At 64.2% G+C, this 2,254-nt stretch carries 1 protein-coding gene; it reads right to left on the reverse strand.

All coding sequences use genetic code 11. The features are described 5' to 3' along the window. Positions 1–415: 415 nt before the first annotated feature. Entirely contained in the window at positions 416–2,122 is a 1,707-nt protein-coding gene (locus VFL62_RS24830; RefSeq protein WP_325175037.1) for a response regulator, read from the reverse strand. Positions 2,123–2,254 lie beyond the last annotated feature (132 nt).

Genomic DNA, 2,254 nt, shown 5'->3' on the forward strand with positions numbered 1-2,254 from the left:
TTGTCACCATCCCCAGCGCAACGCGCACGCGTTGTCGCCGAGTTAACGCCAGCGTCGAGGCGCCAAGACCACACGACTTCGCCGTCCGCCGCATCGCCACTCGTCAGCCGGCAACGCAAGCGTCCATCGCATCCCGCGCTCCACGTCGATGACGATGCGCAACGCCCCTCAGATCGAGCACAGGACGCCCGAAGAGGTAGCGGTGATTTGCCCGACGCCACAAGCAAGCGTGCATGCGACAGATTGGCACGACGGGCAAATCAGCTCATCGCGGCTCTGGTCGCGATGTCTCTTGTCAAGCGCGTTTGCACCGATGTGAAGCTGGCGGTGCTGCGGCCAGGAAATCTCCGGCCGCCGGTGCGCCGCCAAGCATCTTCAGCTTCGATTCACAAAGCAGCCTCAGACCGACCGGCGCTCACGCGCCGCTCGAGCGCTTCGACGCATTCCCCGACCGAAAGATTGACCTGGCGGCATCAAGGGCGGCGGCCAGCTCGGCAATCTGAAAAGGCTTTTGCAGAATCTGAATTCCTGCCGCCTCGGCGTTCCGGACAGCTCCTTCGGAATAGCCGCTCGTCAACAGCACCGGCACGTCACTTCTTCTTTTCCCGATTTCCCGCGCGAGTTCGACGCCATTCATGCCTCCGGGCATCATGATATCGGAAAGGACAAGGTCGACCGGCCGCCCGTCTGCAAGCGCCCCAAGCGCCGCCGCGCCGCTGGCGGCATGGGTGACTTCATAGCCCAACTGATCGAGCATCTCGCTGACCAGGGCCGCGACCTCGTCGTCGTCCTCGACGAGAAGTATCTGGCCGTTGCTGCTACGCTTCGGACGGGCCTTGTCCAGATCGATCAAATGGCGCGCCCGCGTGGGACGATTTTGCGATCTCGGCAGATATAGCTCCACGCTCGTTCCGTGGCCGACCTGAGATTTGATGCGCGCCGTTCCGCGCGATTGCGTGGCGAATCCGTGGACCTGCGCCAGGCCAAGCCCGGAACCCTTGCCGATGTCCTTGGTGGTGAAAAACGGCTCGAAAACATGCGACAGGGTCTCCTCACTCATGCCGACCCCGGTGTCGATCACCGACAGGCGAACGAAGTCGCCGTCCAATTGCTCATCCTTGATTGCGGAGAGGTTCTCGCCGCGGACGGTGATGGTGCCGCCGCTCGGCATGGCATCCCGGGCGTTGACCGCGAGATTCAGAATGACCAGCTCCAGCTCGCCCGGGTCGACCTCGATCGGCCAAAGCGAGTCCGGGAAGTCAAACTCGACATGAACGTCGCCGCGCAGGCTCCGGTCGAGAAGTTCGCGCATGCCGCCGATCTGCAAGGCGATTTCGACGGGCTCCGGATGGAGCTTCTGGCGGCGCGAAAAGGCCAAAAGCTGCCGGGTCAGACTGGCGCCGCGTTGCGCCGCCTGAGTCATCCCCTGCATGATGCGGCGCCGGCGGTCCGGGTCGGCCTGGCGATCAAGCACCTCGAGGCCGCCGGAAATCACCATCAGCAAATTATTGAAGTCATGCGCCACCCCGCCGGTGAGTTGGCCGATGGCCTCGATCTTCTGGGCCTGACGCAGGGTTTCCTCGACCCGGGCGCGCTCATCCATCTCGATACGCAGCTGCCTGTTGGCTTCCTCCAGCGCTTGCGTGCGTTCGGCCACCAGGGTTTCCAGCTCCTGAGCGGCACGCTCGCGCGCCTCGAGCAGGGCTCGCAGTTCATATTGGCGGCGGCGGGCGCGCATCGCCGATCGAACGGCGCTGGCCAGCGTCATCGGCTGAACCGGCCTTTCCACCAGTGAAACGTTGCGGAGAAGATCGACGATGCCGCGCCGCCAGGCAACGACCGCCGGTTGCTCGCGATGGCTGGTGAGAATGATGAAAGGCAGATCGGACCACGGCGGCTGACGCTCGATCCATTCTGCCAAGGCCGCGGTGTCCTGGCCGAAAATGCCTTCCTCCGCCAGGAACACCGCGCCGACACCGGACGGCATTTCGGCGAGCAATGCAGGAAGGCTTTCGCAGATGGTTGCCTCCAGACCGGAGCTGCGGAACAGCTCGGCCGAGGCGGGCCCGTCGCGGCCAATCGGCGCGAAGACGAGAACACGGTGATCCCGCGCCACGCTCACCTCACCGGTTCCTCTGGCATCGCCGGACCGGTGTAGAGCGGGTTGCCGGAGAAGATACCGCTGAATTCCTTCATCGGCGGCCCGACCTTGATGCCGTCCCGGCTCAGGCGGAATTCGCGAATGGTGTGCTCG

Origin of the sequence: Bradyrhizobium sp., assembly GCF_035701725.1 — a bacterium.
Lineage (GTDB): Bacteria > Pseudomonadota > Alphaproteobacteria > Rhizobiales > Xanthobacteraceae > Bradyrhizobium.